Annotated in this window: 23 protein-coding genes; 7 read left to right on the top strand and 16 right to left on the bottom strand. The window is 33.1% G+C overall.

Features of this window, described 5'->3' with window-relative positions; all coding sequences use genetic code 11:
- Window positions 1-190 precede the first annotated feature (190 nt).
- Window positions 191-1459 carry a cation:proton antiporter gene (locus tag MYP_RS04185; protein WP_045458820.1) on the top strand — a complete coding sequence of 423 codons (1269 nt, stop codon included), beginning with the start codon at window positions 191-193 and terminating at the stop codon, window positions 1457-1459.
- 316 nt (window positions 1460-1775) lie between these two features.
- On the opposite strand, the gene MYP_RS04180 is transcribed toward MYP_RS04185, so the two are convergent.
- The 4 genes from MYP_RS04180 to MYP_RS04165 all read right to left on the bottom strand — a co-directional run bounded on the left by MYP_RS04180 (window position 1776) and on the right by MYP_RS04165 (window position 5099).
- On the bottom strand, window positions 1776-2315 hold the full coding sequence (locus MYP_RS04180) for a histidine phosphatase family protein (RefSeq protein ID WP_045458816.1): 540 nt from the start codon (window positions 2313-2315) through the stop codon (window positions 1776-1778).
- Window positions 2316-2455: 140 nt separating this feature from the next.
- Window positions 2456-2908 carry a PepSY-like domain-containing protein gene (locus MYP_RS04175; RefSeq protein ID WP_045458812.1) on the bottom strand — a complete coding sequence of 151 codons (453 nt, stop codon included), beginning with the start codon at window positions 2906-2908 and terminating at the stop codon, window positions 2456-2458.
- A 236-nt stretch (window positions 2909-3144) separates the two neighbouring features.
- The gene (locus MYP_RS04170) at window positions 3145-4425 is read right to left on the bottom strand and encodes a type IX secretion system histidine kinase PorY (protein ID WP_045458809.1); all 1281 of its coding nucleotides are present in this window, start codon (window positions 4423-4425) and stop codon (window positions 3145-3147) included.
- Window positions 4422-5099: a response regulator transcription factor gene (locus tag MYP_RS04165; protein WP_045458807.1), complete on the bottom strand. Its 678-nt coding sequence runs from the start codon at window positions 5097-5099 to the stop codon at window positions 4422-4424. The genes MYP_RS04170 and MYP_RS04165 overlap by 4 nt, the downstream gene beginning before the upstream one ends.
- 319 nt (window positions 5100-5418) lie before the next feature.
- On the opposite strand from MYP_RS04165, the gene MYP_RS04160 reads away from it, so the two are divergent.
- Window positions 5419-6852 (top strand): hypothetical protein, encoded by a 1434-nt coding sequence (locus tag MYP_RS04160; RefSeq protein ID WP_045458805.1) that lies wholly within the window; start codon window positions 5419-5421, stop codon window positions 6850-6852.
- 167 nt (window positions 6853-7019) lie between these two features.
- Here MYP_RS04160 and MYP_RS04155 read toward each other — a convergent pair whose 3' ends face one another.
- The 4 genes from MYP_RS04155 to MYP_RS04140 all read right to left on the bottom strand — a co-directional run bounded on the left by MYP_RS04155 (window position 7020) and on the right by MYP_RS04140 (window position 9116).
- Window positions 7020-7472 carry a DUF1569 domain-containing protein gene (locus MYP_RS04155; protein ID WP_045458802.1) on the bottom strand — a complete coding sequence of 151 codons (453 nt, stop codon included), beginning with the start codon at window positions 7470-7472 and terminating at the stop codon, window positions 7020-7022.
- Entirely contained in the window at window positions 7456-7878 is a 423-nt protein-coding gene (locus MYP_RS04150; protein WP_231569997.1) for a VOC family protein, read from the bottom strand. The genes MYP_RS04155 and MYP_RS04150 overlap by 17 nt, the downstream gene beginning before the upstream one ends.
- Window positions 7879-7938: 60 nt before the next feature.
- The gene (locus MYP_RS04145) at window positions 7939-8391 is read right to left on the bottom strand and encodes a helix-turn-helix domain-containing protein (RefSeq protein ID WP_045458797.1); all 453 of its coding nucleotides are present in this window, start codon (window positions 8389-8391) and stop codon (window positions 7939-7941) included.
- Between the two features lie 317 nt (window positions 8392-8708).
- Entirely contained in the window at window positions 8709-9116 is a 408-nt protein-coding gene (locus tag MYP_RS04140) for a cupin domain-containing protein (RefSeq protein ID WP_045459219.1), read from the bottom strand.
- Between the two features lie 392 nt (window positions 9117-9508).
- Here MYP_RS04140 and MYP_RS04135 point away from each other — a divergent pair, with 392 nt between their 5' ends.
- Window positions 9509-9967 (top strand): class I SAM-dependent methyltransferase, encoded by a 459-nt coding sequence (locus tag MYP_RS04135; protein ID WP_045458794.1) that lies wholly within the window; start codon window positions 9509-9511, stop codon window positions 9965-9967.
- A gap of 121 nt (window positions 9968-10088) precedes the next feature.
- Here MYP_RS04135 and MYP_RS04130 read toward each other — a convergent pair whose 3' ends face one another.
- From MYP_RS04130 to rmuC, 5 genes are all read right to left on the bottom strand, one after another.
- The gene (locus MYP_RS04130) at window positions 10089-10685 is read right to left on the bottom strand and encodes a DUF6273 domain-containing protein (RefSeq protein ID WP_197060003.1); all 597 of its coding nucleotides are present in this window, start codon (window positions 10683-10685) and stop codon (window positions 10089-10091) included.
- Window positions 10686-10901: 216 nt separating this feature from the next.
- Window positions 10902-11375 (bottom strand): DUF1572 family protein, encoded by a 474-nt coding sequence (locus MYP_RS04125; RefSeq protein ID WP_045458788.1) that lies wholly within the window; start codon window positions 11373-11375, stop codon window positions 10902-10904.
- A gap of 192 nt (window positions 11376-11567) precedes the next feature.
- Window positions 11568-12188 carry an NUDIX hydrolase N-terminal domain-containing protein gene (locus MYP_RS04120; RefSeq protein ID WP_045458785.1) on the bottom strand — a complete coding sequence of 207 codons (621 nt, stop codon included), beginning with the start codon at window positions 12186-12188 and terminating at the stop codon, window positions 11568-11570.
- A gap of 230 nt (window positions 12189-12418) precedes the next feature.
- Window positions 12419-12583, bottom strand: a complete 165-nt coding sequence (locus MYP_RS25995; protein WP_156140302.1) for a hypothetical protein — start codon at window positions 12581-12583, stop codon at window positions 12419-12421.
- Between the two features lie 115 nt (window positions 12584-12698).
- Window positions 12699-14321 (bottom strand): DNA recombination protein RmuC, encoded by a 1623-nt coding sequence (gene rmuC, locus MYP_RS04115; protein ID WP_052429930.1) that lies wholly within the window; start codon window positions 14319-14321, stop codon window positions 12699-12701.
- 796 nt (window positions 14322-15117) lie between these two features.
- Here rmuC and MYP_RS04110 point away from each other — a divergent pair.
- The 3 genes from MYP_RS04110 (at window position 15118) to MYP_RS04100 (ending at window position 17832) form a co-directional block, all read left to right on the top strand.
- Window positions 15118-15690 carry a thioredoxin family protein gene (locus tag MYP_RS04110; RefSeq protein WP_052429929.1) on the top strand — a complete coding sequence of 191 codons (573 nt, stop codon included), beginning with the start codon at window positions 15118-15120 and terminating at the stop codon, window positions 15688-15690.
- A gap of 360 nt (window positions 15691-16050) precedes the next feature.
- Window positions 16051-16806 (top strand): SDR family oxidoreductase, encoded by a 756-nt coding sequence (locus MYP_RS04105; RefSeq protein ID WP_045458782.1) that lies wholly within the window; start codon window positions 16051-16053, stop codon window positions 16804-16806.
- A gap of 159 nt (window positions 16807-16965) precedes the next feature.
- Entirely contained in the window at window positions 16966-17832 is an 867-nt protein-coding gene (locus MYP_RS04100; RefSeq protein WP_045458779.1) for a restriction endonuclease, read from the top strand.
- Window positions 17833-17853: 21 nt separating this feature from the next.
- Here MYP_RS04100 and MYP_RS04095 read toward each other — a convergent pair whose 3' ends face one another.
- A complete protein-coding gene (locus tag MYP_RS04095) occupies window positions 17854-18342 on the bottom strand; it encodes a hypothetical protein (protein ID WP_156140301.1) in 489 nt (162 codons plus the stop codon).
- Window positions 18343-18695: 353 nt separating this feature from the next.
- On the opposite strand from MYP_RS04095, the gene MYP_RS04090 reads away from it, so the two are divergent.
- The gene (locus tag MYP_RS04090; RefSeq protein WP_156140299.1) at window positions 18696-19088 is read left to right on the top strand and encodes a DUF6010 family protein; all 393 of its coding nucleotides are present in this window, start codon (window positions 18696-18698) and stop codon (window positions 19086-19088) included.
- Window positions 19089-19389: 301 nt separating this feature from the next.
- Here the strand turns inward: MYP_RS04090 and MYP_RS04085 are convergent, their stop codons facing one another.
- Window positions 19390-19647, bottom strand: coding sequence for a DUF7660 family protein (locus MYP_RS04085; RefSeq protein ID WP_045458769.1), 258 nt, complete (start codon window positions 19645-19647; stop codon window positions 19390-19392).
- A gap of 210 nt (window positions 19648-19857) precedes the next feature.
- Window positions 19858-20772, bottom strand: coding sequence for a class I SAM-dependent methyltransferase (locus MYP_RS04080; RefSeq protein WP_045459216.1), 915 nt, complete (start codon window positions 20770-20772; stop codon window positions 19858-19860).
- Window positions 20773-20916 lie beyond the last annotated feature (144 nt).

The raw sequence follows: 20916 nt of genomic DNA, 5'->3' as shown, positions 1-20916 counted from the left end.
AAGTGTTAATGCTATTAATTACGAGAAGCTCATTAATACCCAAATGGTTTTAATTTATGAAGCTAATTGTATTAATACCTCACTTATTGAACAAAAATTATCATTTTTCCAATATTTTTTTTTAGTTTGCAAGAGTTTTTGAAAAAATTTAACCTGATTCTTAAATCATTAATCGTTTTCTGATCAATATATGGAGTTATACTATTCATTTTCTGTACTCATTGTTTTAGCCTCACTGTTTGCTTACATCAATCACAAGTTTATAAAATTGCCATCCACAATTGGAATTATGTTGATGGCTATTATAGTTTCCATAATCATTCGATTTGCCGGTGGCTCAATTTTTCCCGAGACAACCAAAAAACTATTTACACTGATCTCAGAATTGGATTTTACTGAGGTGCTAATGGGTGCAATGCTTAATTTCTTACTCTTCGCTGGTGCAATACATGTGAATTTTATCGATCTTAGAAAGCAGAAGCTGCCTGTACTTACCTTTTCCACTATAAGTGTCATTATTTCCACTTTTGTAATAGGATTTAGCTTATCCTATATTACTCCTATTTTTGGAATCAAGCTTCCATTCTTATACTGTTTGTTATTTGGTGCACTTATCTCCCCTACTGACCCGATCGCAGTACTTGGTATATTAAAAAAAGCCAATGTCAGCAAGTCGCTGGAAACAAAAATAACAGGTGAATCTCTTTTCAATGACGGTATTGCGGTGGTGCTATTTGCAGTTATATTGCAACTTACTCATACTTCCGAAGCTGCTATTTCATTTGGTTCCATTTCATGGTTATTGGCAAAGGAAGCATTGGGTGGACTGCTACTGGGTGTCCTCCTTGGATACTCCGCTTCAAAAGCAATGAAAGGGATAGACGATTATATTGTCTCGGTACTCATTACATTGTCAGTAGTTATGGGAGGTTATCTCATTGCACATTCAATACATATATCCGGTCCGCTAACAATGGTTGCGGCAGGTCTTATTATCGGTAACTATGGAAAAAGAGAAGCTATGTCTATCGTTACTAAAGATTATCTTACAAAATTCTGGGAACTGCTTGATGAAATTCTTAATGCAATTTTATTCCTGTTCATAGGATTTGAATTACTACTAATTCCTGATTTTGAAACTTACTGGATCATCTCTGTTGTTGCGATAGTTGTAGTACTATTTGCCAGATTTGTATCTATATGGATACCAATGCTCATTGTACCATTCAAACCAAAGCTAAATAAAGGATCGCTCATTATGCTGGTGTGGGGCGGATTAAGAGGTGGTGTATCAATAGCCCTGGTACTTTCCGTAACCGATCCGGATTACAAAGAACTTCTTTTGGAGATGACCTATCTTGTAGTAGTATTTTCTATTGTAGTACAGGGCTTAACAGTTGGTAAACTTTCCAACAAGGTCCAATTGCCTGAACCTAAAAACAAGCCTCAGGCGTCTTAAAAAAAGGAAGAACATCCATTTTACAAAGATTTATGGTTATATAAAACATCACCTCCTAATAATATGAATCGGGATAAATCGGATACTGGATTTAGTAGGATATGATTTAAATTCTGCCAATCCTCCTATCCTGTAAATCCCGATTCAGATAAAATACGGACTGTTCATTGGCATGTCAAATTTTGTAAATTTAGATTCCTACTTTATATGTCTCAAAGGAAGGCAAATTTTCATCCCATGATTAGAAATATACAATTGATGGTTTCATTAAATTAATTAACTCTCTTTTGTCCAGGCACCTTTTGGCAGATAGTAATCATTTTGTTTTACCTTCAAAAACATATAGTCTTCCGTAATCATTGCTTTTAAAATTATCTCCTACAAAACCTCTTTTAATAAGTTCTTGTCTTATTACCCTCATTACAAACCAATGACTAACTATAAGAAAATCTTTTTCATTCTTGGCAATTACATTGTCTACAAAAGCAATTATTCCATTTTTAAATCTATCAGTATCATTGTTAGCTGTAAATGAAATCATACGAATAATAAATCCCCACATCAGAAACGGCAACTTTAACTTGTCTGATAAACGGTGTACAATATCCAATTCTTTCAGTTCAGGTATCTCTGTAATATTTCCATTATAAATATGCTTTGCAGTTTTTACTGCCCTGATCAAAGGGCTTGAATAACAGCAGTGCCAGTTTACGCCGGACAAGTCAACCACTTTACTTTGGATTTCAACCTTGTTATCATACTCAGCAAACCATTTTACTAAATCTGATTTAGAAAGTAATGTCTTTTCCGGAAAAGGATGATTAACCTTAAAGTGCCTAACTAAACCTATTTTCATACGTTTCTGAATTTATCCTAAAATGGCTTTCATATTGCCACATGCCGTATTATTGCTCAAAACTCAAAAGAAATACCACAGTGTAAATTTAGCAAAAAGCATTGAACTAAAACTACAGGATATTAAACAGATCTTTCAACTTATTCTGCTAATTTACTGAGTAGATTCCCTTCACTGTCGAACACCACCTTCCACTCTTCTATAAGTTTTTTCAACTCCAGTGTATATGTTACTTTATTGTCTTCTTCTGTGATCTTTTTCACATCATCAACACGATAAGATCCAAATTCACTATTAATTTTCTTTAACACTTTCTGAGGCAAATCACTTTTTGAAATTTCCTCTTTGTGTCGTGTCAATTTCCCTGTTTTATCGTACCACACATCATGGTCTGTTCCTAACAAACCTGTTTCAAAATCAACCTTGTAATGTTCCCCATCTAATTCCCATTCTACATCATTGGCTTTTGGAAATGTTTGCTGGAAGTTATTTATAATAACCGAAGGAACCTGACTTTGAGGAATATCCTGCCCGAAAGCAGTTTTTGCGAAGCTTATTAATGTAAAGGAAGCGATTATTATTACCCTGTTCATTATCTTAAATTTTAAATTATAATACAAAGTAAAAGCTACATCCTGGAAGGATTTGGGAATGATTTAAGGCATGTAAATAATTCTCAGAAACTAACTGTAACTTTCGTTGAGATTATTTTATTGGAATTAATTTCTTGGTCTTTAAATACGAAATTTGCAGCACCAATAGGTATATTTTATCACATTCATGATGTAAAGAAACAACATGATGTGAGGAAAAATTGGAAACTAAAAATTTATCTGAAACGAATTACAAACCAATGTAAACCGTTTTCAAATCGATATAAAACAGAAAAACCATACAATTCACAAATTGCTTTCACGATTGTTAAGCCAAGCCCTGTGCCGCTTTGATCGTTTTCAGTTTTGTAAAAACGTGAAAATATTTTTTCAGTGTTTAATGGGCTTTCAATTCCTGTATTGCTGACTTTAATGACATCATCAGATATATCAACATTTACAATTCCATTTGAAACGTTGTGAAAAATAGCATTTCGCAATAAATTTGAGACGATGATATTTGCAAGAGAAACGTCCATCTCTATTGTCAATTCTGCATTTTCAAAGACATTGATTTTTATATCTTTAAACTCTGCAATTTCTCCCAAATCAGTTAAGCTTTGCTTTACAAGTTCATTAAGAGAAACAATCTGATTGTTTAAAAATTGTTTATTTTCAATTTTTGTAAGCAACAACAACGATTTGTTTAAGCGAACCATACGCTCAATAATGCTCATTAATTCAGCGATGTTTTCAGCTTGGTCAGGTTGCAGATTGCCTTTTTCAATCAGCAACTCCAATTTATTGGTAGCTATTGCCAATGGTGTCTGCAGCTCATGTGAAGAATTTCCGATAAACTGCTTTTGTTGCTCATACGTTTCAATGTTTTGCTGCAACAGAATATTTACGGCTTTTTGTAAATCAGTAAATTCTTTTGTTTTGGTATTTACTTCTGGAAAACTTTTACTGCTACCTATCCGGTAATTTTTGAGTTGGTTCAGGAATGAGTAAAAAGGTTGCCAGAGCCGTTGCAACACAAAATTATTAATAAGGATGACTACTGTAATCAAAAGTAGATAAAGTCCAAGGGCCAGACGAAGTAACTCTCCCACTAAATCATCTTCTTCAACCATTGGATTGATAATTTTCAATTGGTAGTAATGTCCGTTGTTTTCAAAAGCCGTTGTAAGCAAACGAACCGGTTCTAATTCGGGGCTTTCATCATCTGCATCCTGCATATACATCAGAGTATCCAGATATTTATCCTTTACTGCAAGAGCTTGTGATTGGGAAATTTCCCGGATGGCAAAAAAACCTTCATCAAATTTTCTTTTTGCCAAAACGCTTGTATCTTTTTGTGCCTGATAAACTATTTGGCGCTTGTAATTGTCCAGCCCCTCATCAACACTTTCTTTGATTTCATCAAGTATATTGAAATAAAAGACAACCGACCACAATCCGATAATAAAAAATAGAGAAACCGAAAGATAAATAAGTGATTTGTTTAATAGTTTCATTTTTCAGTAAGCTTGTATCCGATACCGTAAACAGCTTCAATTTCAACATCGGCATTGGCGGTTTGTAATTTTTTCCGCAGGTTTTTTATCTGATAATAGATGAAGTCAAAGTTATCTGCCTGGTCGATGTTGTCGCCCCAAACGTGTTCTGCTAATGCATTTTTGGTAACCAGGCGATTTTTATTAAGCAAAAAATAATTCAATATATCAAACTCTTTTCGGTTTAGTGGAACATTTTCTTTGTTTACCGAGAATGTTCGTTCTGTCAGGTCTAACACTATGTTAGCTGTTTCAATGGTATTTTTTCCATCTAATTTATTCCTGCGTAAAACAGCTTTTATCCTTGCATTGAGTTCTGCGATGTGAAACGGCTTTGTCAGATAGTCGTCTGCACCAAGTTCAAGTCCTTTTAGTTTGTCATCCAGCGAGTCTTTGGCAGAAATAATGATGACGTTTCCAGATTTACCTTGTTGCTTAAGTTGTTCCAGAAGTTGCAGTCCGCTGCCATTTGGCAACATAATATCAAGCAAAATACAATCGTAGTTATATACTTCTATTTTTTCACTTGCCGAATGAAAGTCGCTTGCTGTTTCAATCACAAAATGTTCTTTCTTCAGTGAAGTCACAATCGTTTCTCTTAAATCTTTCTCGTCCTCAACTATCAGAATTTTCATAATATCAAAGATAATGATTGAATTTAGGAAAGAGTTGGGAATTAGCTTTTTTTTGCCATTAAACTGATTATCAAACCAATTACTTTTAGTTTCCATTCAACCTCTCGATTTTTCATTTCAGCCCTCCTATCGTTGAACTAAATGATAATGGACAATTTTACCCGGAAATTTATAAAAGGTTTCTATTGGCTTCAAAAGTGTCTTCTCCGGCTTGAATTAATGATGTTTGTCTGGTAATTATTTGAATCGGAATTAAAATTTACTGGAAGTCCATTTTTTCGTACTTTTGACAAAAGTGTACAATATATTTTTCAATCAAATGCAGATCTTTCAAAAATACCTTATTCTTTTTTTACTCAGTGTCTCAGCTCTCACAGTATTCTCTCAAAAAATTGAAAAACAAGTTATCCTATACGAAAGCCCAGGAGAAGATACAAAGTTAATCAATGCTTATGGTGTAATTAATTTACATATCGTTATGGGAAACATTCAGAGAAATGATGGCCCAATACTTAATGAGGTGATAGATTTAGGTAAAAATGGATTTTTAATTAGGAATAAACTTTTAATGATTCATTATTCGAATGATCTAAAGAAAGTTGGGGAATTTGATTTATCTGACCTTTATAGTAAGAAGAATGGAATCTTTAAATATTTTGTTTATCCAACAGGTGTCATGATTTGGCAGGATGAATATTCTGAAGCAAGTACCAACAAAAAATTTGGCAATTACGATTACAAAAACGGATTTACGGTAAAAGACTTATACTTCGATTCAAAAGTTAAAATATCATCAACAACAAATTACGAGGAGTATAACACACTTTACATGGCGCTTTATTATCCTGAAAATAAAGAAAAAGAAAGATTCAAACATGTCTTTTATTCAGTTCCTGGCATGAAACCAGTTCCAGAGTTAAGTGGATTTAATATAAAAAATGAATCTTTTGGAAAAAACGCAGAAGATTATTTAGCGATCAATGATTCAACTTATTTTGTTTTGGATAAGCCTGATAAAAATTTTACAAAATTGTTTTGGGTTGGAACAAGGAACAAGGATGGCTCTATGGTTGACGTATATAAGGGCTCTGTTGATTGTTCTAAATTATTAATTTCAAAAACAGGTTCTACAGTTGTTCAATATTCATACAAAGGATCCAAGTCTGAATATCCGCTTTTAGATGAGGAAAAAACTGTTTATCACGATAAAATTAATCAGATTATATATTTTGTTTATAATCTACGTTTGGATCAAGCCATTTTTACTACTGCCATTAATTACAAAGAAAAGAAATCATACACTAACTTCTTCTCTGTATCAGATGACCAGAATAAGAAAGTTAACCGTAAGTTAAAGGAAATAGAAAAATTTTCATCCCGATTGAAAGTAGATAAATATGACAGAGAATTTTATCCCTTAAGAAATGGCTTACTATTGAATTTACATACTTTAGGAGATGGATTCCAGATTGCTATTGATAACACCGGAAAGATATTAAGGGTAGATAAATCACATTACAATTTTAATAACACCAGACATCGAGATTTCAATCTATTACCAAAAAAGAACGAGGTTTTATTTGTAAGCAAGACGTACAAACCCAACAAATGGGATTTTATATTAACCTTTTTGAAAAGTGACATCCCAGAAGAAAATTTATTTCATATCCTAAATAGAGGACACTTTGATTATATCATTCAATTTGAAAAGCAAAATAGTAGAATTAATTGCTATAAAGTTACATATGATTAACTCCTTAGCAGCTTTAACATCATATTTTGGAGCTTAAAAATTGATAGGTTAAGATTCAGCCTTGTGAAACATAAGTCGGCAATGTGATTATATCTTTTACTCTCCTCTTATGCTTTAGCTTAGCTGAATCTTTCAAAATTATAAAAGCGAGAGCTAGTTTTATTTTATTACACCACAAATTGTCTTAAATGATGATCGTTATGCTTATAAGCAAATATTCCAATTTGTTCCCTGGTCATATTGCCAAAAAAATCGTGAACAAAGTCATTATTTGAAAAGTTTTCGTAAGATTTGATTTGTTGTATCCAGGTTGCAATCTGAGCTTCAAAATCACCATCCTTTTCTTTGACAGTAAAACTTTTACCTGCGGGCATATTCCTGCTAAGTGGCTTGTCGTCTTTGGTATTACTCTTTAATGCCATTTTACCAAAAAGCTTCCCAAGAAATTCTTGTTTGTATACAAAATCCTTTTTCCCAAGAACCCATTCATTCCAGAGATTGCAATGTCTGGTCATTTGATACACATTCATTTTACCCCACATTGGAGTCTTACTATCCTTTAGCAAATTAATTCTTTGAATCAATTCACCTCTTGTTGCAGGATCAAATATTGTTTTCATTGTCAAAATTATTTATGGGTTGCAATGAAAAGTAATTTCCTGAATCATCTTTGAATAGTGCCTCTGTCCCATAGAACTCTTTTGTAGGAGCTTTTATAAATTCTACTCCCTTTGCTTTAAGTTCCTCATAGGTAGCATAAATGTCATTACAGGTTAGCACACCACAGCCGAAAATTCCTTTTTTGATAAGGTCGATTAAACTCTCAGCAACTTCTTTTGGAAACATTTTGCTAACAGTAACAGGAAACAAAACTAATTGCAAATCCGGTTGGTCAGGTGGAGAAACTGTGAGCCAGCGTGTTCCAGGCCCCATTGGGATATCATCTACAAGCTTGAATCCTAATTTATTAACATAGAAGTCATAGGCGCTATCCTGGTCTATAACATGTATGTTTGTAATTGTCATCTTTGAAATCATTATCGTTTTTGTTTATTTGTTATACTCAATCCAAATTTCCGCAATGATTTACTTTTTTACTTCTTCAAAATTGCTATTCTCAGTCCAGCCGTGCATAAAAGCATAACACTTAGGCACAAATGCCAGAGGCTTTTCTTGTATATTCTTTTTTCGCTGGTTGAAGTCACTTGCATACTGATTGGGTGATTTCCCAACTATTTTTGAAAACAAACCACTGAATGTACTCAGACTTTCATATCCAACTAAATTACAAGCCTCACTTACTAGATCACCTTGCTCCAGAAGATGCTTTGCTCTTTCTATTCTAACCTCTGTCAGATATTGGTTAGGCGTTTTTCCGTAAATGGATTTAAAAAGTCTTATAAAATGAAATTTGGAAAAATGGGCTTCGTCTGAAATATTATCGAGGTCAATTTTCTCTGAATAGTATCTATCAATATAAAGTTTTGCCTGAACAATTCGTCTGTATAAATAAACTTTTGGATATTGTTCTGTTGTCATATACTAGTTTGTAATATTTATACAATATATCCATTTCTATCCTATATTTAATTATCGATTGGACTTTTAATTTTGGCAGGTATTTTGACTTTGGTAACAGAAAAGAAAGATTGATCTGTTTTGATATTCCTACAAATAATCAAAATATCTAATCCATCAGCTAGGCTTATCTCCTCCTAATATTTTATTGAACTTAATTGTCTTATTAGAAGTGTTCTATTTAATGAAGCTATAGTCAAATCATGCAATTAGACCACAATGCCTGCAATGACGTGCTTGTAAGGTCCTTGTTAAGATTCACATTTTTCCATTGACTTCTACTGATTTTCTTCAAACCATTCCACAATTGAAGGCATATTTCTTTCAAAACCACCAGGAATGAAGAAATTTAGTACCCCTGCTTTCTTGTCGGTTTTGTTTTTGAAGTCGTGGGTTGTATTTGCAGGAATTCTCAAGAAAGTTCCTTTGCTTGCATCAATCCATTTCTCTCCAACAAGAAATGAAATTGTTCCTTCCAACATATAAAAAATTTCATCATTATCTTCATGTGAATGCGCTCCCGGGCCGTCTGAATTTTCTTCTAACCACCATTCAGAAACACTGTATTTTTCATTAGTTTCGTTTTCGTCAGCTTTAAAAATGGCAGTCATTGTTCCGCAGTTATAAATTCGTCCTTGTCCTTCAGTCAGGATTAAAGCTTCTGTATGATCGTTCTTATGTTTCATTTTTGCTTTATAAATATCTAATTCAAAATTTATTTTATATAACAAGGTATTAAATCTAACCGATACTCCATCTATCCAATAGACACTTTTTTGACGGATGCTTCTGCTACTTATAAAATATACCCTCTAACAATGTGACTTAGGTTTATGTACTACTGCACATTGCCCCTTCTGTAAATATAAAGTATACACCACATCCTTCATAGCTCTCAATATCCACAATGAAGCCGTCAGATAGCAATTTGTACATAAGATAGAAATACCTAACTTAGTAGAAGTATATCAAGGGAAACAAGGTTCAGAGGAAAAATTAATCTGAGCTAAAATAATGTTACTCATCTTGGTTTATATCTTTATAGACGGAAAGAAAATTAAAGACTAAATAAATCTAAATGCAAAGAAAATTATCAAAACGACTTTCTGATATTGTACATGCTCTTCCCTTAAAAGAGGGAATAAGAGTATTGGAGATTGGGTGTGGACCTGGAGCAATGGCAAGGGAGATTTCCGAATTAATTGTGAATGGACATATTCTAGGTATTGACCGTTCTGCCAAAGCTATTCAACAAGCTATTGCCGGTTCAGAAAATGAAATAAAAAAAGGTAGACTTTCATTTAAACACATTGCCATAGAGCATTTTGAGCTTGAACATAACGAAAAGCCTTATGACATTGCTATTGCAGTGAGAGTTGGAGCATTGGACGGCAGGCATCCTAAAATAGAAAAACAATCATTGCTTAAAATCGCAAAAGCATTGACAGATAAAGGGAAACTATATATTGACGGAGGAAATCCAATAAAGGAAATTTCACTTACTGAATATAGAACGATTAATTCAAAACAGGTTTAGTTTATAAGCCATTATTACAATCTCCCATTGCTAAGACTTCAAAGGAAAATAATTTCTTTTAAGTTCCATCAAGAATATGCGTTGTAGCCCTGCTAAGCTGATTACTCTTTGCCATTAAGACCTAATCTTCCAATTTCAACCATAAAGCTGGTCGAATCCCACCACTGTCTTTAGGTTTTCCAAATACACCATTTCCGCGAACATACACATTTCCATTGGCATTAACACTCGCAGAAGTCCTTCCATAATAACCAGGTGAACGCAGTCTCCACCAATGGTATTCGCTACCAAATTTCGCTTGTCGTTCTCGATTATTTTCATCATCTATTAACCATTTTTGCTTGCCTTTAGTTAGCATATTCTCTTTACTATCTCCAAAATATCGGCACACCTCCTCAATGCTGAGTAAAAATATACTGTCCATGGTATCGATTCCACCTTTTGTTTTAAACCACGGATTGTCTGGATTGCTATTTATTACAGTAATTATTCTAGCTTTTTCAACTTGATTGAATGAATTGTAAAATTCATGATTAAGATAGTTTCTTAACTCACATTCTGCCCAGCTTATCTCTACAAAAGCATTGTTATACCATCGAAGCGCGATTATGTCTTCAGTAATGACCAGTGCCTTGCCTTCTTTAATATCAAGCATTCTCCACCTATAGTTACCGAAAGATATTATATCATCTTTTGCCATTCCCTGTGTGTCATTCAATGTCTAAATGACCTGTTATGTAAATTTATAATTATAATTACCAAGTTATTAACCTCAAACCAATATTCAGGTAATCCAATTGACTTTACAAATCCCTGATATTAATAACGTTTGCATATCTGAAAACATAAAATGTCGATCATCACTTGATGATAATTTATCAATATTATCATGACAGGCATCCTATGTTCCAGATATTATGAGCAGTTTCTTTTATCAAGATATATTTGCTAATATTTTTTTAATCAACACAATTTGTCCCAAATGATAATAGCTGTGTTCTATCATTCCTTCAATATTTCTTAAATACGTTCCATACTTTTCATCGACAAAATTTTCACTAAGTTTAGCTTCATCCATTTTTTCAATTAATGAAGCAAATTCTTCCGAATCATTCCAAAATTTAGTGAGAAAACTTTTCCATTCCTTCTGCGATTCGATTTCTTGAAAATCAAAACTATACTTGTTTCTAATTTCTAAATTTCCACCCAGAAAGACATTTTTAATTCCGTAAATGTAATAATGGATATGCTGAGCAAGAATTGAAATAGTGTTAAGATTTTGAAATCTTGCCGTCGCAATTTTCCAATTAAGATTTTCCAATTCATTTTTAAAATTCGTATTAGCAATCCAAGTTCCATTTAAAATTACCTCACGAAATCTGTTTGCAAGTTTTATCTGAATATTCATAGTTTGTTATTTAAGGGACAGCATTCTGAGAAGTATAGGTATAAAACTTAAATATATATCAACTGGTATTTTTTAAATAAAGGGATAGACAAGATTATCACTGCTGTTGATATCCTTTAATCCTGTATATCGTGACTAATAAACTTTTCATAGCGAGAATTGCACAGGACGATGAGCTGTACATAGTTTTATTTAATCGAATAATGTAGTCCAGGTTTTGTCGTAGTAAGCACTAAAACAAATCTCAATTTGTTTAATCGTATTTTTTTCTTCTGCAAGTTCAGGGATTTCATTAATTGAGAAAAATTTCCTTTCACTTGTTTCAATATTGTTTCTAAAAGGACTGTTATCAATATCACATAACACAAACACTTTACAAACACCATAAGCATACATCGGTTTATTATGCTTGTTTCTATCTTGTATTGCAATAATTTTTAAAGGACTTGCATTGTACCCAGACTCCTCTTTAACTTCTTTTATAATATTGGTTTTTATAGATTCATTAACATTAACCCAACCACCAGGTAAAGACCATTTTTCGTTATTTTCTCTTACCAATAAAATCTTGTCTTCTTTAATTATAGCTGCCCGAGTATCTAATTTGGGAGTTTGAAACCCTGTTTCGTTGCAAAATAAATCTTTAACTACTTCCAGATTTAGTGAAGACTTTTCACTCATTATTTCCGCTGAAATTTCTCTTATTCTCTGATACCTTTCATGATCAAATATATCTTTTGAATATGTTAGTCCAATTTGAGCAATTGCTTGTAATTCAATTGCCCATTGAACGCATTTGTTATTTTCTGCCATTTCAGTTGTACTGTAGTTAAATTTATTACCTGTAAAGAACCAGTAATTTTAGGGTATCGTTGATAATTTTAACTTGATTAATATTTTATTGTTGGCAGCTCTTTAGATTTTATATTCGTAGCAATTAAAGGTTCTACCCTGATCACCAGTATTCGATTCTGTTAATATCTTTCCCTGATCGCAAAACACCTGCATCATGCATTCATCCTCACTGACAGACAGTTAATAAATCATTCCTTTGCTATCGATGGAAATATTCCAAAAGTATTCTGTTTCCATAGGTAAATTACTCCATTGTCAACCGTGAATGAGTGTTGCCCTCCAACCATCTCCAACATATAGCCAGTACTTTTCATAGGAGTCAGCGAATGGAAACAATCCTCCAAAAATTCCATTCTTTATATTTGAAGTCCATCTCTTTGAAATCATCCTTTTCTTTATTTGTTTTTAATTACGGTTAAAGGTTAAGACTCTCTTTTAGGTGGGGTTCAAAACACAAAAATCATTATATTATTGCTCAATGTCCTTTTCGACTTCAATTTCAGTATCGTCCATGCTTAATGGAGATAATTTGTCCGAAACCTTTTTATCAGATTTTAAACCCAAATTTTTCAACTGGATAGCTTGACTTATTACATTTCCTCTTCCTGTTTTAAGTTGTCCTAAAGCGTTCTCATAGGCTTTTTGAGTAGAGTTTAACTTGTTACCTATTTCCTCAAAATTTTCTGTAAAGCCTACAAATTTTTCATAGAGCAATTCCCCACGTTTAACAATATCCATAGCATTCTTATTTTGCCATTCACGTCTCCACAAGTCAGAAAAGAGCTTAAGACAAGCAATTAACGTAGTAGGGCTCACCAACAATATTCTTTTAGAATAAGCATATGACCATAAATCAGAATCCCCTTGAATTGCTAATAAATAAGCAGGTTCTATTGGTATAAACATCATTGTAAAATCTAATGCAGTTTCAATGTTGTCATATTTTTTTGAACTGAGTTGGTCAATATGAAGCTTGGTAGCATTGATATGCTCTGTAAGGAATTTACTTTGTCCATCAATGTCTTCGCAAGCTGAGTAACTATCATAAGCAATTAATGAAACTTTTGAATCAATGATAATTACTCTTTCATCTGGAAGGTTTACTCTGACATCCAGCCTTTGGTTTTTGCCCTCCTCATCTTTAATTGATTGCTGAACAAAATATTCTCTGTCTTTTGTTAATCCTGACGATTCGAGGATTTTTTCCAAAATCATTTCACCCCAGTTGCCTCTTTTCTGCGCTTTACCTTTTAAAGCAGCGGCCAGGCTGTTGGCTTCTTCGCTTACTTTATTCGTTTGTTCAATTAAACCTTTTATTCTTTCCTCTAATGTCGTTCGTTGTTTAGTATCTTCAGTATGAGTTGACTCAACTTTCTCTTTGAATTTATTTATATCTTCCTTAAGGGGATTTAAGAGTGTTTCAATGTTAGTCTTGTTGGTCTCCGTAAAGCTTTTTGATTTCTCTTCAAACAATTTATTTGCAATTTTTTCGAATTGTAAATGAGCCGTTTTCTGAAGCCCTTCAACTTCTTCTTTTTGAGTAGACAGTTTTTCTGAAAGAGCTGTATTATTCGCTCTTAATATACTCACTTGTGCTGTTAAGTCAGTTATCTTTGCTGTAAGCTCTTCAATTTGTCTGACCTGCTTATCATTTAATTCATTCTGCTTTGTCAGGTTTTCAGTTAATGACCTCTTATTTGCGCAAAGTTCAGAAATAGTTTGTTTGTGAATGTTTATATCGTTTTGGTGATTTTTATTCATTTCACGCTCGGCAGTTAACTCATGCGAGAGTTCACTTATTTTCTCTTTGCTATTGGAAAGCTTTACTTCCAGTGAAGTTACTTCTGGTAAAAGTTGAGTAACATCATTTTCTTTTGAAGCTAGTTTGTTCGAAAGTTTGTCATTTGTCTCTTGTAGCATTTTTACCTTACTCTCAGACAGTTTAAGGTTAGTGATCGCCTCATTATGTTGTGCGGCTAATTCGTCAAACTCTTCTATTGAAACATTTTTTGACTTATTAAGCAAATTCAGGATAATGTAGGCAATTCCACCACCTATTAAAATTCCTAATATTACACTTTTAATGTCCATTTTCTTTAGATTGTTTTATTGGTTCTTACATTCAATGTCTCAATTTTACAATATTTATTGTTCAACTCATTATTATCTATATCTTTTTATATTACTTATCAGGCATTGCCTTTTGAAAGACCAGGAACACAGCCATGAAACAGAAAGATTGAAGAACCTAAGTAAAAATTACAATCTGATATTCAAGCTCTTTTATAGTTCCTGAATCTATTGCAAAAGCAATATTCCGAATTATATAGACTTTCAGGAACAGGACAGAAATGAAGATAATGAAGAAGTCCAGTGAACAGATTTCGTTTGTTAAGAAACCTGAAGTATCAAGCGTCTTTCTTAAATCTTAATACCCATCTCAATTGCCCTGATTTGTTTGAACAAGAGTCTATGAGATTAAGGATAGACAGGATTAACCTAAATCTTATTTATCCTTTAATCCTGTAAATTTTGATTCTGTTTTTTTTTAAAAGTACTTGTGCAAATACTATGTCAAAAACACGCCGAAGAGCAGTTTCAATAGGTAACCAGGTATTATATCCATATGGGAAATTGCCTTGGATAAAAGCTTAAAACCATGCCCATAATATAAACTCAAGAGTATATAGCTGTTTAATTATTTCTAAAACTTAAATGCACCACTTCTTAGATAAGTGACTTGCATAAATAAACAATTTCAATAACATTTTATTTTGTTAAAATAATTAGCAACTCTATCTTTATTGCAATTGAAAAAAAATTATCTTTCATTCACAAACCTATACAGAAAGATTTACCACATTTAATAATAACATACTCCACTTATATGACCTTTCAGGAATACACAGATTACTTTCAACAAATTACCAGCAAATCTATAAATGAACAACTTCCTCCTTACACCAAGGAAGCCTACCTTGAATATACCCGGCACAATTGGGAACAGATGAATCGATGGTTTAATGAAACTAATGAGTTGTCCGCTCCTTTAAGAAAAGCATTGGAAAATATTACAAGCCCACAACAATGGATTTTAATTACGGAACCCTGGTGTGGAGATGCGGCACATAACGTGCCTTTCATAGAAATGGCAACTCGAATAAATTCGTTAATTTCCCTTTCTTATGAACTTAGAGATACTGAACCATATAGAATTAATCAGTATTTGACCAATGGTGGAAAATCAATTCCTAAACTTATAATTAAAAATTCTAATGGAATTGATTTAGCTCAATGGGGCCCAAGACCTGCTGATTGCCAGAAAATTTATTCAGATCTTGCAAATGAAAAAGCTTCCTTCGATAAAATAAAATCTTCCATTCTAAACTGGTATGATGCCAATAAAGGTCAAGATATTCAGAAAGAGTTAGCTCAATTACTATCTACAATAGTAGAATAAATTAAACAAAAAAAGGGATAACAAGAAGTTGCTCTTCTTTCCCCCACAACAACCTGCATCTTCACATTAAGTTTACACATATATTTCATACCTCATAATACCTAATCCAACTCAAGTGGGATCTATCAAATTAAGGGATAGACAAGGTTACTTAAAATCTTTTTTATCATTTAATCCTGAAAGTCATGATTCGGATCTTTTTTGCTGCACTATCTTCCCCAGAAAGGACTGACCTTCATCATATAAATTACTTTTTATGAATATAAATGATAAATGTCATTATTTCTTAAAGCATAAGTCAATAAAATAATCTTCTTATCTTGCCTATATTTGAAACTGGAATCGCTAAATATAAATTATATGGAGAAAATTTTTCAGAATAAAGTAGCCATTGTTACCGGCGGAAGCTTCGGTATCGGGAGAGCCACTGCCATTGCATTTGCCACACGTGGCGCTAAGGTTGTGGTAGCTGATTGTATAGAAGATAATGAGACAACCGATACAATTAAGAATCTTGGAGGTGAATCGCTGTTTATTAAATGTGATGTATCTAAAGCAAATGAAGTGAAAGCAATGGTTGAAAAGACGATTTCAACTTTTGGAAGGCTTGATTATGCTTTTAACAATGCCGGAATTGAAGGCGGTTCTGCAACTACAGAGGAATGTTCTGAAGAGAACTGGGACAGGATAATCAATGTAAATTTAAAGGGAGTTTGGCTTTGCATGAAATATCAGATTCCCGAAATGCGTAAAGCAGGAAAAGGCGCTATCGTAAATTGTGCTTCTATAGCAGGATTGGTGGGTTTTCAAGGGTCACCCGGATATACCGCTTCAAAACATGGCGTGGTGGGATTGACCAAAACTACGGCTTTGGAAAATGCAAAACTTGGAATTCGTGTCAATGCAGTTTGTCCAGGGGTTATCAGAACACCTATGATAGATCGCTTTACAGGAAAAAGTAAAGAAGTCGAAAAACAATTTGAAAATGCTGAACCAATTGGAAGATTAGGAGATCCGGAAGAAGTTGCAGAAGCGGTTATTTACCTTTGTTCCGATGCTGCTTCATTTGTGACCGGTCATTCGTTACCAGTAGATGGTGGATGGATAGCTCAATAATTTTCCGAATATCTTTTAATGCAAGTTTTTAAAAACGCATTTTTATATTCTGCTTTTGTATATTTTATCGGTGGCAGACTTCATGCACAATATTTAAGGGTAATTCATGGGTCTGCTATCGCTGAATTTTTAAACTATCACAAGCAAGAGTAGGTATCTATGAGAGATAAGAAGATTTATATAGAAAAGGCTTCAGGTGATAAGGTAATCTTTTCAGAAGAAAAACTTAGAAGATCTTTATCCAAGGCGTGCAGGGACAGGAAGACAGTTGATGAAATCATTAAATCAATTGTTAATGGTCTTGTTCCTGGCATGACCACACAGCAAATTTATACTAAGGCTTTTGACTTATTAGCAAGCATATCCAAGCCTTCTGCAGGGAAATATAAATTGAAAGCAGCAATCATGGAATTAGGTCCTTCCGGCTATCCTTTTGAAAGATATTTTGGGGAAATACTGAAGCACCAGGGATTTGAAGTGCAAATCGGTCAGATTGTACAGGGACATTGCGTGAATCACGAGATTGATATCATTGCCATAAAAGGAGATAAACACTTTATGGTAGAATGTAAATTCCATAACCGTCCGGGGTTCCAGTGCGATGTTAAAATTCCGCTTTACATACAGGCACGTTTTGAAGATGTAATAAAGCAAATGAAAACTCTTCCCGGTCATTCTGAAATGTTTCATCAGGGATGGGTAGTGACCAATACCAGGTTTACTGGAGATGCAATTCAATACGGGAAATGTATAGGGCTGAATCTGATTGGCTGGGATTACCCAGACCAGGGAAGCCTCAATGATTTGATAGATGCATCTAACTTGTACCCATTGACTTGCCTTACCACTCTTACCAATATTGAAAAAGAAAAATTACTTGAAAATAAAATAGTTCTTTCTAAAGATTTATGTAATGATGAAAAGATACTGGAAATTATAGGAGTTCATCCGAGAAGGATATCGGAAATTATGAAGGAGACACTTGCCCTGTGTCATGATTCAAACCACCAGAATAATTTTAAGTAGGTTAGTAAGGATAGAAGTTATTTATTCGTTTTCAAGTATTGACTTTAATTTTAGTAAATATTTTTTCATATCGCTGTTTGCTTTATATGATACGATAAATTTTGGTAAAGCAAAACCTAAAGCAAATTTTACTATGCTCATGTCAAACTCAAGTAGGTAAATGATTTCAGTTGTGGTGTCGGATATTACTTTTACTTGTCGTTTACTTCTTAAATAAAATCCGGTATTTTCTGATGTTTCAAATACCACAAGTTTGTTTTTCTCGTACTGGACACACTGCATTTCTATCAAATTGTCAGGTGCTTTTTTTGACAAGTAAGAATATTCAGAAACAATTACCCCTATTTGCAAAGCACCATTGAGTATTGATTTGTTTATTTCTGTTCGCCATAAGTTATCGTTGCCAGGATTAGCAAAGAAGTCAAATACTCTTTCTACATTTCTGTTAATCAATATTGTCCCTGAAACTTTGATGAGCTTTTTATTTGTCATTGTAGTTATCGTTGTCATTTTGTTGTTCTTGAACCTTGCCTTATTGAATGTATATACAATGAAAATTACCTGCATCCTCTATTTTCTCATTCTGAACCCTGACAAGACTTAGATTCTTCAAAAATCCAGCATAACTCTTAAGTTGAAGATTATTCTACCTTCACAGGAGGGAATCTTTAGTAAATTGTATAAGCCGCACCTTTTATCTATCTCCAAATAAAAATTTAAATCCATCTTTTCAGCTTGTAAAAAAGTAAATCTCCTGGATTGCAGGTACAATGATCAAAAATATAATTTTTTCCTAATGAATAAAACAATATTATTGCAATTACTTATAACAAACTAATGCAGAACAACTTATGAACAATATAATGAAATACCAAAGGGAAGCATTGCTTGGCGTTTTCCTGGCTGCCATATCTATTCCTTTTGTCTGCTTGTTCCCCAAAGAAAAACAAAATGATCTGTGGGCTATTCTGCTTGTTGTTATTGCCTCCGACTATATTGGTTTCGGAATCATGGACGGAAGAATGAAGCAAAAGCTGATTGAAATTGTCTTATGCACCGGGTTTGTTGTTTTAAGTGTTTTAGGACTTTGGTACTCTACCTGGTTTCTGGTCATTGGATATATAGCACATGGTATATGGGATTATATCCATGATCACAGAATGGTAATGACAAAGATAAAAAGATGGTATCCTCCCTTTTGCATGATCTATGACTGGCTCATTGGAACCTGGTTATTATATACAGTTATACAGTAGTCTTCTTATCCTACCCTGCAACCTCGTATAAATCTGAATCTATAAGTTCCGTACATTGAAATCACCTTTTTCAAAAGGCCGTCCTGAAACAACCAATTTTGCACAAGCATAAATATTTATCTCATCTGACTTCAAAATAAATGAAACTTAAGTTATCTGCAGAATGGTGGTTTAAATAGGAAATTATTTGAATCTCTTAGACCCTCCTCAGAGCTCAGGTTGACAAAAGCAATGAATGATTTTTACACAATGTTAAGTTGACACTATGATGAAGCCAAAGGACGAAAAGAAATAATCTCTTCTATTCGTAAATTTTTGCTCCTTTAAAAATGTCTGAGAATATTCCCCAGTCTAGCCTGTCTGCATTGACGTTTTGATTCATGTTATCGTAATAACTTTGGATATCTGCTGCATACGCACTCAACGCTTCCAGGAAATCAGACAAAGTTTTGCTTTCCCAACTTTCAGGATTAATCAAAAAATCTTTATGTAACAAATCAAGAAACTTAATGAAAGATTGTCTGTCTGTCACTTTAAAATTGCTAATTATATCGTTCATAAAAATTGTTATAATGGTACGCCTTGTTGATATATCTAAAAAACCGATAAAATCTTCCAGCCATTATACTAATTCTCCTACTGTCTTTTTTAGACCAGACCTTTTGGAAAGATTCCATCTCTGTGAAGACAAAGTCGGGGAACAGTATAGGATGTTTGAGGCCACTCTGTCAGAATTTATTGACGAAGCCCTCTACTCAATTACAAACAGTTATTTTTTCATCAACCATAAATTACCACCAGTATTCTTATAGCATAAAGGCATATTATTGAAAACCTCTTTGCGGTGTTTGTGTAGATAATGAGAAAATAGCCTTATTTCAAATTCGTTATTATACATTAAAAATGCTCTTAAAAAATAATCTTCATTCCAATTTTTTCCCATAAAAACCCAATCTTTAGGATATTCAAATGGATAAAATATGTCATGGAAATGAATTAAAACTCCGCTTTTCAATTTAGGTAATATTTCAAAAAAAATATAATTAACATCACTACCGGTTTTGACCACATGAGTGCTATCAATAAATAGAAAATCTCCATGGTTTAACTTTTCAAAAGTTTCTATATTAACTTCTTGAACATTTTTTTCAATAACAGTTGTTGTTTTATTATCATTACCTTTTAAAAGACTTTTCAATCTGTCGGTATACGGTTCAATGAATGTGAGATTGATTGAATTATTAAAAAATTGTTCATTGGTGTCCAACATAATAGATGATGAAAAGCCAGAACCAATTTCAATGATTTGTTTAGGAGTAAAATGTCTAATCATTGAATATAAAAAAATTGCATCTGTATATGAATAATATTCATTTTCAAAATAATACCTGTTATTATTATTTTTATTTTCAGTGAACGGAATTTCGCCATAATACTTTTCAAATTGCTTTACAAGCTTAATTTGCTCGTCAACATTAAGATCTACTCCATTAATTCCGTCTATGTCTTCGTTACTCCAAATCTTATTCTGCCTATTCTTTACGTCATCTACAGATACAATGGTAGAATAAAAATGACCTGGTGGAAAGCACGAATTTCTTTTAAAGATCACGTTATCTTGATAAATCCCCCTTATATAAGGTAGTTTATTTAAGATGGAAATCAGCTTTTGTTTTAAGTTCATTATTGATGTATTGTTGTAATTTGTCCTTCGCATTTTTTTCATTTACATTGTACCAAATTAGTCAATTCTAAGCGATATTCATACTATCTCCTACCCTGGGCCTGCCACACAGATCGGAATCTTCCAATACAATTTGTCTTAATC

Origin of the sequence: Sporocytophaga myxococcoides (genome assembly GCF_000775915.1) — a bacterium.
GTDB lineage: Bacteria > Bacteroidota > Bacteroidia > Cytophagales > Cytophagaceae > Sporocytophaga > Sporocytophaga myxococcoides_A.
This window is presented reverse-complemented; position numbering and strand designations above follow the sequence as displayed.